Consider the following 12,599-nt stretch of genomic DNA (forward strand, 5'->3'; position numbering starts at 1 on the left):
GCCGTTGGGCGCTGTCGTCTCTCGTCCTTGTTGCCCGTTCGTCACGGTATTGTCATCGGGCTCGCGTATCACTCTTGTTGCCTTCGGCATGCTTCAGTGGGCGTGCCTGAACAGAACAACCCGAAACCTGACTACGGGGAAGCGACATGAGCAAGGAAATCGAAGACCATCGCCTGCTTAATCCCAGCAGCAACGAGACGTTCTCATCCGTCATCGAACGACACATCTCGCGTCGTCGTGTCCTGCAGGGTGGCCTGGGCATGGCGGCTGCCAGCATGCTGGGTGGTTTCGGTCTTGCGGGGCTGAGCACCACGGCCAACGCCGCCAGCACCGCTGCGGGCGAGAAGACGGCTCTGGCACTGGCCTTCGAATCGATCAAGGGTTCACGCACGGATGCAGTCGTGGTTCCCAAGGGGTATACCGCACAGGTGCTGGCGCCGTGGGGCACGCCGCTCAATGCCAAGGCACCCAAGTGGAGCAAGGATTTGGCGATGACGCCGGAGATCCAGCTCAATACCGTCGGCATGCATCACGATGGCATGCACAACTTCGCCTTGAGTGACGACACGGCCTCCAGCAACTTCCTGCTGGTCATGAACAACGAATACATCGATCAGGATGCTCTGTGGGCACCCAAGGGCGGCGCGACCAATGCGGATTCCGGCAAGCGTCCGGCCGATGAAGTGCGCACCGAGATCAATGCCCATGGCGTGACCATCGTCGAGGTCAAGAAGGCCAGCAACGGCAAGTGGGAAGTGGTGGGCGATTCGCGCTACAACCGCCGCTACACCAGCGCCAGCGAAATGAAGCTGAGCGGCCCGGTGGCGGGCAGCGATTACGTCAAGACGGCCTTCTCGCCGGATGGCATGCGCACCCGTGGTACCAACAACAACTGCGCCAACGGCTACACCCCGTGGGGCACCTACCTGACCTGCGAAGAGAACTGGCCGGGTTACTTCGTCAAGCGCAGCGATCGTCAGCTCGATGACAACCGCATCGGCATCGAGACCGAGCGTGGCCGCTATGGCTGGGAAACCGCCGCCGGGGATGCCAGTGAAGTCGATGGCGAGTTCGCGCGTTTCGACAACACGCCGACGGCAGACACCGCCGACAAGGATTACCGCAACGAACCGCGCACCTTCGGCTATATCGTCGAGATCGACCCCTACACCGGCGAGCAGGCCATCAAGCGCACCGCGCTGGGCCGCTTCCGTCACGAAGGTTGCTGGCCGGGCAAGCTGGTCGAGGGTGAGCCGGTGGTCTTCTACTCCGGTCACGATTCGCGCAACGAGTACATCTACAAGTTCGTGTCGGACGCCAAGTGGGACGCCGCTGATGCCCGTGGCGCCGGTGACTTCAAGGACCGTCTGGCGATCGGCGACAAGTATCTGGACAAGGGCACGCTGTATGTCGCCCAGTTCTCCGCCGATGGCACCGGCACGTGGCTCAAGCTGACCCCGGACGCCGTGACCAAGGATGGTCGCACCCTGGCCGAGGCACTGGGGCTGGCGGCCGATGACCTGGCTGGCATCATCATCCACACCACCGATGCGGCTGACCTGATGGGCGCGACCCCGATGGACCGCCCGGAGTGGGGCGCGGTGGACCCGGTGTCCGGTGAGGTCTACATGACGCTGACCAACAACTCCAAGCGTACCGAGGAAGGCACTGACGCCGCCTTCACCAACGATGGCACCGCCATCGAGGAGCCGGGTGTCGGTTACAAGACGGCGCCGACCAACGCGGCCAATCCGCGTGGCAACAACGAGGCGGGTCAGATCATCCGCTGGCGTGAAGCGGGCGATCACAAGGCCTTCGATTGGGAGATCTTCGTGTTCGGCGCAGCGGCCAGCGATGCCGACAACCTGTCCGGCCTGACCGAGATGAACGAGTTCGCCAGTCCCGATGGCCTCTACTTCGATGGCCGCGAAGGACAGGACAGCATCCTGTGGATCCAGACGGACAACGGCTACGAAGGCATCACCGAGGTCACCAATGACCAGCTGCTGGCGGTCGTGCCGGCAGGACTCGAGCAGGCCGAGGGAGACGCGGCCGTGATCGGTGCCGACAACCAGGCGCAGCTCAAGCGCTTCGCGGTGGGCCCGAACGGCTGTGAAGTCACCGGGATCTTCACCACCCCGGACAAGACCGCGATGTTCATCAACATCCAGCACCCGGCCAACTGGCCGCAGAGCGATGATGCCACCGCCGAGACCGATGGCAGCGTGCGTGCCCGCGCCGCGACCGTGGTCATCCAGCGCGAAGATGGCGGCCAGATCGGCGTCTGATGTAAGCCGCGCGTCAGGTGTGAACGCGAAGACCCCGTATCGATGATACGGGGGCTTTTTCATGCGCCTGAACCTGGCCCCGCTTCGCTTGAGGGCGCTTGGTCGATCAAGCGGGTGGGGAGGGCCAACGACAACGGCCCCCACGCAAGCGTGAGGGCCGAGAGTTCATGAGCTTTGTTCTGTCCTGACCTCGTCGAGCGCGATCAGGCCTTGGCGGCGTAGGCGAACAGCAGGGTTTCCTGCACGCTGATCGGCTCCGCGTCGCCGGCATCCAGCTGGGTGTAGTGGCCATCGCTTTCCAGACGCCAGCTCTGGCAGTTGTCGACCAGATAGGTGTCCAGGTCCTTGCGGATACGCTGGGCCAGCTTCTTGTCGAGCAGCGGGAAGCAGGTCTCGACGCGGTGGAACATGTTGCGCTCCATGTAATCCGCGCTGGAGCACCAGGTTTCCGGCTGACCGGCATTGTGGAAGTGGAAGGTGCGCGTGTGTTCGAGGAAGCGACCGATCACCGAGCGTACGCGGATGTTGTCGGAAATCCCCGGCACGCCCGGGCGCAGACAGCAGACGCCGCGGATGATCAGGTCACACTGCACGCCAGCCCGCGAGGCGCGGTAGAGGGCACGAATCAGCTTGGGCTCGGTCAGTGAGTTGCATTTGATGATGATGTGGGCGCGCTTGCCTTTCTCGGCGTTGCGCGCTTCACGGTTGATCATCTCCACCATGCGCTCATGCAGCGTGAAGGGCGCGTGCAGCAGCTTCTCGATATTGCGCTGCTTGCCCATGCCGGTCAGCTGCTGGAAGACCTTGTGGACGTCCTCGCACAGCGTCTCGTTGGCGGTCAGCAGGCTGTAATCGGTATACAGACGCGCCGTCTTGGCATGGTAGTTACCGGTGCCCAGGTGCGCGTAGTGACGCAGCTCGCCGTGTTCACGTCGCACGATATGCAGCATCTTGGCGTGGGTCTTGTAGGCCATCACGCCGTAGATGACGATGGCGCCGGCTTCCTGCAGGCGTGAGGCCAGCTGCAGGTTGTCGGCCTCATCGAAGCGCGCCCGCAGCTCGATCACCACGGTGATCTCCTTGCCCTGACGTGCGGCTTCCACCAGCGAGGAGACGATGTTGGAGTCGGCGCCGGTGCGATAGAGGGTCTGCTTGATGGCCAGCACGTTCGGGTCGCGCGCCGCCTCGGCGAGCAGGTTCTCGACCGGGGAGAAGGACTGGAAGGGGTGATGCAGCAGGATGTCCTCGCGACGGATCGCATCGAACAGGCTGTTGTCGCCCTTGAGCGCCTTGGGAATGCCCGGGGTGAACGGGGCGTAGAGCAGGTCCTCGCGGCCGACGTCGCCGATGACTTCCATCAGGCGGTTGAGGTTGACCGGGCCCTTGACCTGATAGAGGTCGCGCGTCTCCAGATCGAACTGCTTGAGCAGGAAGGTGTAGAGCGCCTCCGGGCAGTTGTCCGCCACCTCGAGACGCACCCCGTCGCCGTAGCGGCGCGCCAGCAGCTCGCCGCGCAGCGCGGAGGCCAGGTCGGAGACATCCTCGGCATCTACCGAGAGGTCGGCGTTGCGGGTCAGGCGGAACTGATAGCAGCCCTTGATCTTCATGCCCGGGAACAGCTCCTGGGCGTGAGCGTGGATCATCGAGGACAGGAAGACGTATTCGGTGTACCCCGGCTCGACGAGGCCATCCGGGATGCGGATCAGACGCGGCAGCGAGCGCGGGGCCGGCAGGATGGCCAGGCCACCTTCACGACCGAAGGCATCCTTGCCTTCCAGCTCGACGATGAAGTTGAGGCTCTTGTTGACCAGGCGCGGGAACGGGTGCGACGGGTCGAGACCGATCGGGCTGATGACCGGCTGGATCTCTTCCTCGAAGTAATCGCGCACCCAGGCCTTCTGGGCATCGTTCCACTGATTGCGGCGACGGAAGCGGATGTGCTGCTCTTCCAGCGCGGGGATCAGGTCCTCGTTGAGCATGCGGTACTGGCGTTCGACCTGCTCATGCGTGATGCGGGACACCTCATCGAGCACCTTGCTCGGCAGCATGCCGTCACAGCCGGGGTCGGTGCGATCGAAGGCGATCTGATGCTTGAGACCCGCCACGCGAATCTCGAAGAACTCGTCCATGTTGGACGTGAAGATCAGCAGGAACATCAAGCGGTTGAGCAGCGGATGCGAGGTATCCTTGGCCTGCTCAAGTACGCGGATGTTGAACTGCAGGTTGGACAGCTCGCGATTGAAGTACAGCGCCGGATCAGCGAGATCAGCCTCGGGGGAGGGGGTGGCCTTGGCATGGATACCGGTACGCGTCCGGTTGACGCGCAGGGGCAGCGGTTCCTGAGCCGGCGGCTCATCCGCCGCCAGCTCGATCTCGCCTTCCCGTGGGGTGGATGCTGCCTTGGGGGCAGCATCCTTGTCGCGACTGTCAGCGACTTCCGGCAGGGTCGCCGTGTTGTTGTCGGTGTCTTGCTTGGGCGTCTGTTCCATCATCAACTCCATGATCCCGGTCAGCCGCATCCGCAATGGCCGGGGTTGTCAAAGGCGGTTTTTCTGCGCCAGCAATTCGGCCGCCTGGCGAGCAAAATAGGTGAGGATGCCGTCGGCACCCGCACGCTTGAAGCACATCAGCGACTCGAGAATGACCTTGTCGGCATCCAGCCAACCGTTCTGGAAAGCCGCCATGTGCATGGCGTACTCACCGCTGACCTGATAGGCGAAGGTCGGCACTTCCAGCTCGCGCTTCACACGCGTTACCACATCAAGATAGGGCATGCCCGGCTTGACCATCACCATGTCAGCGCCCTCAGCGATGTCCATTGCCACCTCATGCAGGGCTTCGTCGCTGTTGGCGGGGTCCATCTGGTAGGTCTGCTTGTCGGCCTTGCCCAGATTGCCGCTCGAACCGACTGCGTCACGGAACGGGCCGTAGTAGTTGGAGGCGTACTTGGCCGAGTAGGCCATGATGCGCGTGTTGATCAGGCCTTCCTGTTCCAGCATGGCGCGGATGGAGCCGATGCGGCCATCCATCATGTCGGAGGGCGCGATGACATCGGCACCGGCTTCCGCGTGTGACAGCGCCTGCTTGATCAAGGTCTCGACGGTGCGGTCGTTGAGTACGTAGCCGTCTTCGTCGAGGATGCCGTCCTGACCGTGAACGGTGTAGGGGTCGAGCGCGACATCCGTGATGACGCCTAGCTCCGGCAGCGCTTCCTTCAAGGCGCGCACGCAACGCTGCACCAGGCCGTTGGCGTTGTAGGATTCTTCGGCATACAGCGTCTTGGCATCGGCATCGACCACCGGGAAGAGCGCGATGGCCGGCACGCCCAGTGCGTGGACGGCGCGGCATTCTTCGACCATGAGGTCGATGGACAGGCGCTCGACGCCCGGCATGCTGGGCACGGCTTCACGACGCTGGGAGCCTTCGAGAACGAAGACCGGCAGGATCAGATCATCGGCCGTCAGCTGGTTTTCACGCATCAGGCGGCGAGAGAAGTCGTCCTTGCGCATACGGCGCATACGAGTCGCAGGAAACTGGCGCGGGGTACGTTGGCTCAAGAAATGCTCTCCGGGTCGGGTGGTCCGCTCCCGTGATGGTCGCAGGCAGTCTAGGTCTATAATATTTCATTAATATTACAGTGATGCCAGCGGTCATGGGGCAAGGCCGGTCACGTGAGGTGCCAGCAGGGGCTGAACATGACGACAAGGCGTCTGTCGGGCGACGAGAAGGCCTGGCTTGCGGCCTGCAAGTGGGTGGCCCGTGACGGGAGCCGTCGTCCCTGTGGCAGGGTCAATTGAGTATATCAGCGTTGACTTGTGGCCACAGGCGCAGGAGATGTGTCGCGGTGTCGCGCCTCATGCACGCCCCGTATGGGGCGGGTGTGTGGGGCTGCAAGACGAGTCCGGACACCGCGGCAAGCCTCCGGCACCAGAGCCTTGATGGCATGCGAGTGGACGAGGAGCAGCACTTGAGTTGTGCCAGGGCCGCCCATAGTCTTGAGAGGATGCGCTGTGACATGCCTCGCCTGCACGCCTGTCACTGTCTGCCGCGTGGCGGTCGCGCATCTTCGGTGCCGCTGAAGCGTCTCGCGCCTGGCATGACGCCGGGCATGACGCTGGGCATGAAATGAGGCTCGGCATTCGAATCAGTCACGCGCTTGTATTAGTCTTTTCTGACCTGTCCGGCAATCGCCGCGCACAGCTCATCGTCAATGGAGTAACCCATGACCAAGCAGGTAGCCCTGATCCTTTCCGGTTGCGGTGTCTTTGATGGCTCCGAGATCTATGAAACTACCCTGACGCTGCTGCGTCTCGATCAGCTGGGCATTGCCTATGAGTGCTTTGCACCGGATGTCGCGCAGCATCACGTGATCAATCACGGCACTGGCGACGAGATGGAGGAGACCCGCAACGTGCTGGTCGAGTCCGCGCGTCTGGCACGTGGCAAGGTGCGCCCGCTGGAAGAGCTGTCAGCGGACGACTTCGATGCACTGATCCTGCCCGGTGGCTTCGGCGCCGCCAAGAATCTGTGTGACTTTGCCGTCAAGGGTGAGGACCTCGAGCTCGTCGCGGGCCTGCAGGAAGCGGTGCAGCCCTTCCACGCGGCCGGCAAGCCGATCGGCGTGATGTGCATCGCGCCGGTGATGGTGCCCAAGCTGCTGGGGGAGGGCATCTCGGTCACCATCGGCAACGATGCCAGTGTCTCCGGGGCGATCAGCGCCCAGGGCGGCCTGCACAAGAGCTGTGAGGTGACGGACATCGTCGTCGACGCCGCCAACCGTGTCGTCACCACCCCGGCCTACCTGCTGGCGGAGCGCATCAGCGAAGCGGCCCAGGGCATCTTCAAGCTGGTCGAGCGCATCGATAGCTGGATCGAGGACGACAAGGCGCGCGCCGCCGAGCAGGACTGATCTCGACACGCCTGTGCGTCTGGCGTGATAGCGCGTGGCTGGTGTGAGCAAGTTCCCTGGAAACACAAAGCCCCCAGAAACAGAAAGCCCCGCCGGTGACCCGGCGGGGCTTTCTGTTTTGATGCTGTGATTCTGAGGCACTGTTTCTGGCGCCCTGTTTCTGATGCCCAACTGCTGGCAGCCACGTTCAGGGCGTGTCCTGCGATGCCTCATCGTCTGAGGCCGCACGCCGGCGCTTGAAGAGGCGCGAGGCCAGAATGCCGACCTCGAACAGCAGCCACATCGGGATCGCCAGCAGTGACTGCGAGATCACGTCCGGCGGTGTCAGCAGCATGCCGACCACGAAGCAGGCGATCACGATATAGGGGCGCTTCTTGCTCAGAGCCTCCACCGTGGTCGCACCGGTCCAGATCAGCAGGAAGGTGGCGATGGGAATCTCGAAGGCCACCCCGAAGGCGAAGAACAGCTTGAGGACAAAATTCAGGTACTGATTGATGTCCGTCATGATCGCCACGTTCTCGGGGCCCGTGGTGGTGAAGAACTGGAACAGCAGCGGGAACACCACGTAGTAGGCGAAGGCCGCACCGGCATAGAACAGCAGGATGCTGGAGGCCAGCAGCGGCAGGGCCAACGCCTTCTCGTTCTCATAGAGGCCCGGCGCGATGAACGCCCAGGCCTGATAGAGCACGGCGGGAATCGCCAGGAACAGCGCCACCACCAATGTCAGCTTGAAGGGCGCCAGGAAGGGCGAGGCCACTTCGGTGGCGATCATCTGCGAACCCGGTGGCAGCAATGCCATCAGCGGTTCGGCGACATACAGGTAGATCTGGTTGGAGAAGCCGTACAGCGCGGCGAAAACCACCAGCACCACCAGGGTGGCGCGCAGCAAGCGCGAGCGTAGCTCGATCAGGTGCTCGATGAGCGGCGCATGTGCGGCGTCGCCCTGACCACCTGACGGTGAGGCATGTGGATCACTCATCAGGAACGTGGCTCTCGTGATTCACGGGTGTCGGAAGCAGTGCTCGGCTCGGTGGCCGGCGCACCATTCTCGGCAGGGCGGGGGCTGGTCTCGGCGCCGGAGGCGCCTGCATCGCGGGACGTGCTGGACTCGGTGATGCCGCGCTCGACATCGCGTGCCTCGTTGCGCGCATGAGCGAGCGTCTCATCGAGCTGCTTCTTCTGCTCGTTGAGCGTCTGACGCAGTTCCTCGGCTTCCAGCTGGGCACTGATTTCCTGCTGAATGCCCGAGACACTGCGCTTGATGCGTCCCAGCCACAGACCCGCAGTGCGGGCGGCCCGGGGCAGACGCTCCGGGCCGAGCACGATCAGCGCCAGCAGCGCGATCAATGCCAGTTCAAAAAAGCCGATATCGAACATGCGGGTTACGAGCGCTTGTCAGCGGTATCGCGGCTCTCGGCCTCGACATCGATGGTGTCGCCACGCTTTTCCTCATGCGCGACCTTCTGCTGGGCAGTCGGCTCGTCGCTCTTCTTCTCTTCTTCCTTCATCGCGCCCTTGAAGCCCTTCACGGCACCGCCGAGATCAGAGCCGACGTTGCGCAGCTTCTTGGTCCCGAAGATCAGGATGATGATGCCGAGCACGATGAGAAGCTGCCAGATACTGATGCCACCTAACATGGGAAATTCTCCATTTGGGCCGCTGACACCGGGTCATTGGGCCTTGAGACTTGCAGGGTGCTGGCACCGCTGCCGGAAAGCCGACTTGCGCCGGAAGAATACGGGTCCTTCACTGACCGCGAGCGGCCTTTTCATCATGGCCGGAAACACCGAAGCGGCGTGCCAGCTCATCCAGCACTTCCTGATGATCCAGCCCCAGATGCGACAGCATGACCAGTGAATGGAACCACAGGTCAGCGGTCTCACCGATCACGGCACGCTGCGAGTCCACGTCGTCGTGAGCGAAATCCTTGGCGGCCAGTACGGTTTCGGTCGCCTCTTCGCCAATCTTCTCCAGTACCTTGTTGAGGCCCTTGTGATGCAGGCTCGCGACATAGGAGGAGGTCGGGTCAGCGTCGCGCCGTTCTGCCAGTACCACTGACAGACGGTTGAGAATATCACTCATGAATCATCATTCCTGAAAGCTTGGGTCTTGCGTTAAGTCATCGAGTTCTGCGCTGACGTCACACCTTGCACGGCAAACGGCACGGCGTGGGCAGGCGACTCAGGATGCAAGTGTTATATGTCATTCATATTGCACTGCGTCCCATGGGGCGGCAAGTGTCGTTGCGCGCCGGGCCAGTCAGGCCATCATGTCTGCCTGCGGCTAGCGCCACAGCAATAACACGATTCCCAGTCCTGCGCCCACCAGTACCGCCACGGACTGGGTCTCCGCCCAGGCCATCAGGGGCTGCCAACCGAACGCGCCGGCCACCAGCAGCAGGCCCGCGCGCAGCCGCCAGCTGGTGCTGGAGGCGTGATTGACCCGGTCGCGCAGCGTGGTGATGGCTTCTGTCTGGCGTTGACGGGCGCGATGCTCGTCCTCGATGCGCTCCATGGCCTGGAAGGCCATCGCCGGCAGCTGTGGCAGCTGATGCGACAGCTCCGGTGCCTGCTTGACCATCTCGGCCCAGAACGCCTTGGGGCCAGCGCGCTCCTTCATCCAGCGCTCCAGATAGGGGCGGGCGGTGGCCCACAGGTCCAGGTCCGGATACAGCTGGCGGCCGAGGCCCTCGATGTTGAGCAGGGTCTTCTGCAGCAACACCAGCTGCGGCTGGACTTCCATGTTGAAGCGGCGCGCGGTCTGGAACAGCCCCAGCAGGACCTGGCCGAAGCTGATGTCCTTGAGCGGCTTCTCGAGAATCGGCTCGCAGACGGCGCGGATGGCCGCGGCAAACTCGTTGGCGCGCGTGCCTTCGCCGACCCAGCCGGACTCGATGTGCAGCGCCGCGACCTCGTAGTAATCCTGGCGGAAGAAGGCCAGCAGGTTGCGCGCCAGGTAGTCCTGGTCCTCGCGGGTCAGGCTGCCGACGATGCCGCAGTCGATGGCGATGAACTGCGGGTCGTGCGGGTTCTCGCGCGAGACGAAGATGTTGCCGGGGTGCATGTCGGCGTGGAAGAAGTTGTCGCGGAATACCTGGGTGAAGAAGATCTCCACGCCGCGCTCGGCCAGCTTCCTGAGGTCGGTGCCCTGCGCCGTCAGCTCCTCGATATCGGCGACCGGAATGCCGCGGATGCGTTCCTGCACCATCACGCGGCGGCGCGTCAGTGGCCAGTGGATGGCCGGGACGTAGAGCAGCGGCGAGTCGAGGAAGTTGCGCTTGAGCTGGGAGGTGTTGGCAGCCTCCTTGTGCATGTCGAGCTCGTCGAACAGCGTCGCCTCGTAGTCGGCGACGACCTCGACCGGGCGCAGGCGACGGGCTTCCGGCGAGACCTTCATCAACAGGCGCGCGAACATGTAGAGCAGGCCGATGTCCTTGCGCATCACTTCCTCGATGCGCGGCCGGATGACCTTGACCACCACGTCCGAGCCATCGTGCAGTCGTGCGGCATGTACCTGGGCGATGGAGGCGGAGGCCAGAGGCTGGGCCTCGAATTCGGCGAAGGCTTCCTCGACCGACATCTCGAGTTCCTGCTCGACCAGCTCCCGCGCGACCTGGTTCTCGAACGGTGGCACCTGATCCTGCAGGCGCTTGAGTTCGTCGGCGATGTCCGGCGGCAGCAGGTCGCGGCGCGTCGAGAGCATCTGGCCGAACTTGATGAAGATCGGGCCGAGGGCCTCGAGCGCGAGACGCAGACGCTCGCCGCGCGTGCGTCTGCCGATGGGGAACAGACGCAGCGGCGACAGCTTGAGCAGCGGGCGCAGCAGGGCCGGCACGCGCCCCGGCGGCACCAGGTCGTCGAGGCGGTAGCGGGCGATGACCCACAGGATGCTCAGCAGGCGATAGAGTCTCACGACGGCTGGCACTCCCGCTCGGCAGGTTGATGGGAGGTGGCGGCCTCGAGATGACGGCGCAGCCGCGCCAGACGTGCTTCGGTGCGGTCCAGACACTGGGTCAGCTCGGTCAGCTCGTCGCGCGCGACGCGCATCTGCGCCTGACCGGGCAGCCAGCGCGCCTCCTCGGTGAGGTACTCGCGCAGGTCCAGCTCCAGCTCGCGGCGGCTGATCAGGCCGAAACGCCCGAGGCTGCGCAGGCCGCTGGCCAGGCTATGGCCGGGGGCTTCGCCGAACCACTCACTGAGCGCGCCTTCCCAATCCAGGTCGAGGTCCATCACCAGGTCACGGGCGCTCTCCAGCAGATGGATGCGCCCACGCACGGCGAGGCGACCCTCGAACATCAGGCGCTCGATGGATTCACCGGACAGCAGGGCGGCGGCGGTCTCCATGTCGAGCTCCACCACCACATCGCCATCGCTCTCGTTGGCCTGGGGCAGGCGCAACAGGTGCAGGCCCTGCAGGTCGAAGTGCACCAGCAGGTCAAAGGCGGGGCGTTCGACACGCACCAGCAGGCGTCGGCCTGCCAGTGCATTCAGGCGCGACGTCGAGGCCGGGTCGCGAGCAAGCAGCTGATTCAGCGTCCGCTCAGCGGTCGCCAACAGCAGGGGGGTCAGCAATGCCATGACAGCCTCAGAGCTTGATACCGCGGTGCAACGCGACGATGCCGCCCGTCAGGTTGGTGTACTCGACGCGCTCGAGACCGGCCTCTTCCATCATGCCGGCCAACGTCTTCTGGTCGGGGTGCATGCGGATGGACTCGGCCAGGTAGCGGTAGGAGTCGGCGTCGCCGGCGACCATCTCGCCCATCTTGGGCAGCAGCCGGAAGCTGTACTGGTCATAGGCGGTGGAGAGCAGCGGATTGACCGGCTTGGAGAATTCCAGCACCAGCAGACGGCCGCCCGGCTTGAGGATGCGCTGCATGGAGCGCAGGGCCTTGGCCTGGTCGGTGACGTTGCGCAGCCCGAAGGCGATGGTGATGATGTCGAAGGTGTTGTCCGGGAAGGGCAGGGCCTCGGCATTGGCCTGCACGTATTCGACGTTGCCGCCGACGCCACGGTCGAGCAGCTTGTCGCGGCCGACGTTGAGCATCGAGGCATTGATGTCGGCGAGCACCACGCGGCCTTTCGGGCCGACCAGACGCGAGAACTTCAGCGTCAGGTCACCGGTGCCGCCGGCGATGTCCAGCACCGACTGGCCGGGACGGGCGCCGGCACGCTCCAGGGTGATGCGCTTCCACAGACGGTGGATGCCGAACGACATCAGGTCATTCATCACGTCGTACTTGGCGGCGACACTGTGGAAGACATCCGCGACGCGGCCTGCCTTCTCGTCCACGGCAACTTCCTGATAACCGAAGTGAGTCGTACGCTTGTCCATGACTTCCCCTGTTGTGACGCCGCCGTGGCGACGTCAGCACAATATGGTGAGCTTTCGCAGTGGCTCGATTG

General features: G+C 63.8%; 11 protein-coding genes. 2 read left to right on the forward strand and 9 right to left on the reverse strand.

Going from position 1 to position 12,599, the window contains the following annotated elements:
* Positions 1 to 146: 146 nt before the first annotated feature.
* Positions 147 to 2,288, forward strand: a complete 2,142-nt coding sequence (locus ACJJV2_RS01250; RefSeq protein ID WP_405277792.1) for a PhoX family protein — start codon at positions 147 to 149, stop codon at positions 2,286 to 2,288.
* A 203-nt stretch (positions 2,289 to 2,491) separates the two neighbouring features.
* On the opposite strand, the gene ppk1 is transcribed toward ACJJV2_RS01250, so the two are convergent.
* Together ppk1 and hemB are read right to left on the reverse strand one after the other, a co-directional pair.
* Complete coding sequence (ppk1, locus tag ACJJV2_RS01255) at positions 2,492 to 4,777, reverse strand: polyphosphate kinase 1 (protein WP_405277794.1); 2,286 nt, start codon at positions 4,775 to 4,777, stop codon at positions 2,492 to 2,494.
* 48 nt (positions 4,778 to 4,825) lie between these two features.
* Positions 4,826 to 5,845: a porphobilinogen synthase gene (hemB, locus tag ACJJV2_RS01260; protein WP_405277796.1), complete on the reverse strand. Its 1,020-nt coding sequence runs from the start codon at positions 5,843 to 5,845 to the stop codon at positions 4,826 to 4,828.
* 665 nt (positions 5,846 to 6,510) lie between these two features.
* Between hemB and elbB the strand changes: the two genes are divergently transcribed.
* Entirely contained in the window at positions 6,511 to 7,197 is a 687-nt protein-coding gene (gene elbB / locus ACJJV2_RS01265; RefSeq protein ID WP_284726899.1) for an isoprenoid biosynthesis glyoxalase ElbB, read from the forward strand.
* Positions 7,198 to 7,384: 187 nt separating this feature from the next.
* On the opposite strand, the gene tatC is transcribed toward elbB, so the two are convergent.
* The 7 genes from tatC to ubiE form a co-directional block, all read right to left on the reverse strand.
* On the reverse strand, positions 7,385 to 8,176 hold the full coding sequence (gene tatC / locus ACJJV2_RS01270; protein ID WP_131432770.1) for a twin-arginine translocase subunit TatC: 792 nt from the start codon (positions 8,174 to 8,176) through the stop codon (positions 7,385 to 7,387).
* On the reverse strand, positions 8,176 to 8,574 hold the full coding sequence (gene tatB / locus ACJJV2_RS01275) for a Sec-independent protein translocase protein TatB (protein ID WP_043332982.1): 399 nt from the start codon (positions 8,572 to 8,574) through the stop codon (positions 8,176 to 8,178). The genes tatC and tatB overlap by 1 nt, the downstream gene beginning before the upstream one ends.
* Before the next feature lie 5 nt (positions 8,575 to 8,579).
* A complete protein-coding gene (gene tatA, locus ACJJV2_RS01280) occupies positions 8,580 to 8,834 on the reverse strand; it encodes a Sec-independent protein translocase subunit TatA (protein ID WP_043332981.1) in 255 nt (84 codons plus the stop codon).
* A 109-nt stretch (positions 8,835 to 8,943) separates the two neighbouring features.
* Complete coding sequence (locus ACJJV2_RS01285; RefSeq protein WP_043332980.1) at positions 8,944 to 9,279, reverse strand: phosphoribosyl-ATP diphosphatase; 336 nt, start codon at positions 9,277 to 9,279, stop codon at positions 8,944 to 8,946.
* Between the two features lie 201 nt (positions 9,280 to 9,480).
* On the reverse strand, positions 9,481 to 11,109 hold the full coding sequence (gene ubiB, locus ACJJV2_RS01290; RefSeq protein ID WP_405277800.1) for a ubiquinone biosynthesis regulatory protein kinase UbiB: 1,629 nt from the start codon (positions 11,107 to 11,109) through the stop codon (positions 9,481 to 9,483).
* Positions 11,106 to 11,774 carry an SCP2 domain-containing protein gene (locus ACJJV2_RS01295; protein WP_131432768.1) on the reverse strand — a complete coding sequence of 223 codons (669 nt, stop codon included), beginning with the start codon at positions 11,772 to 11,774 and terminating at the stop codon, positions 11,106 to 11,108. Before ACJJV2_RS01295 ends, ubiB begins: the two co-directional genes overlap by 4 nt.
* A 7-nt stretch (positions 11,775 to 11,781) precedes the next feature.
* On the reverse strand, positions 11,782 to 12,528 hold the full coding sequence (gene ubiE, locus ACJJV2_RS01300) for a bifunctional demethylmenaquinone methyltransferase/2-methoxy-6-polyprenyl-1,4-benzoquinol methylase UbiE (protein WP_043332974.1): 747 nt from the start codon (positions 12,526 to 12,528) through the stop codon (positions 11,782 to 11,784).
* Positions 12,529 to 12,599: the final 71 nt, after the last annotated feature.

This window comes from Cobetia sp. Ld8, assembly GCF_045066615.1.
In the GTDB taxonomy this organism is placed as follows: Bacteria; Pseudomonadota; Gammaproteobacteria; order Pseudomonadales; family Halomonadaceae; genus Cobetia; species Cobetia amphilecti.

What these genes read in the sequence shown, in the direction of transcription:
- tatA (WP_043332981.1), bottom strand. Translation starts at nt 8,834, where the DNA reads ATGTTAGGTGGCATCAGTATCTGGCAGCTTCTCATCGTGCTCGGCATC.
- tatB (WP_043332982.1), bottom strand. Translation starts at nt 8,574, where the DNA reads ATGTTCGATATCGGCTTTTTTGAACTGGCATTGATCGCGCTGCTGGCG.
- ACJJV2_RS01250 (WP_405277792.1), top strand. Translation starts at nt 147, where the DNA reads ATGAGCAAGGAAATCGAAGACCATCGCCTGCTTAATCCCAGCAGCAAC.
- ubiE (WP_043332974.1), bottom strand. Translation starts at nt 12,528, where the DNA reads ATGGACAAGCGTACGACTCACTTCGGTTATCAGGAAGTTGCCGTGGAC.
- ACJJV2_RS01295 (WP_131432768.1), bottom strand. Translation starts at nt 11,774, where the DNA reads ATGGCATTGCTGACCCCCCTGCTGTTGGCGACCGCTGAGCGGACGCTG.
- elbB (WP_284726899.1), top strand. Translation starts at nt 6,511, where the DNA reads ATGACCAAGCAGGTAGCCCTGATCCTTTCCGGTTGCGGTGTCTTTGAT.
- ppk1 (WP_405277794.1), bottom strand. Translation starts at nt 4,777, where the DNA reads ATGGAACAGACGCCCAAGCAAGACACCGACAACAACACGGCGACCCTG.
- ACJJV2_RS01285 (WP_043332980.1), bottom strand. Translation starts at nt 9,279, where the DNA reads ATGAGTGATATTCTCAACCGTCTGTCAGTGGTACTGGCAGAACGGCGC.
- tatC (WP_131432770.1), bottom strand. Translation starts at nt 8,176, where the DNA reads ATGAGTGATCCACATGCCTCACCGTCAGGTGGTCAGGGCGACGCCGCA.